The sequence below is a fragment of the Streptomyces sp. NRRL S-1022 genome, assembly GCF_000720135.1.
Classification (GTDB): domain Bacteria; phylum Actinomycetota; class Actinomycetes; order Streptomycetales; family Streptomycetaceae; genus Streptomyces.
Map to the genome: position 1 here is coordinate 1 of NZ_JOIU01000195.1, position 281 is coordinate 281.

Below are 281 nucleotides of genomic sequence, written 5' to 3' on the forward strand. Positions count from 1 at the left end.
GACGGGGTCGTTGTGCTTGACCGAGATCTTGATGTCGCGGAAGTCGTGCTCCTCGAAGAGGGACGCCTCCCACAGGGCCGACTCGACCAGGGCCTCGGGGGTGGCCTTGCCGTACTTCTGCAGCAGGCGCCGGTCCAGGGAGCCGGCGTTGACGCCGATGCGGATCGGGGTGCCGTGCTCCTTGGCGGCCCGCGCGATCTCCTTGACCTTGTCGTCGAACTGCTTGATGTTGCCGGGGTTCACGCGGACCGCGGCGCAGCCGGCCTCGATGGCGGCGAAGA

Annotated in this window: 1 protein-coding gene; it reads right to left on the bottom strand. The window is 68.3% G+C overall.

The genetic code is table 11. The annotated features are described in order from the left end of the window. Positions 1 to 281: flavodoxin-dependent (E)-4-hydroxy-3-methylbut-2-enyl-diphosphate synthase (locus IG05_RS0141500; RefSeq protein WP_030349222.1), on the bottom strand; the 281-nt coding region annotated here is incomplete at both ends.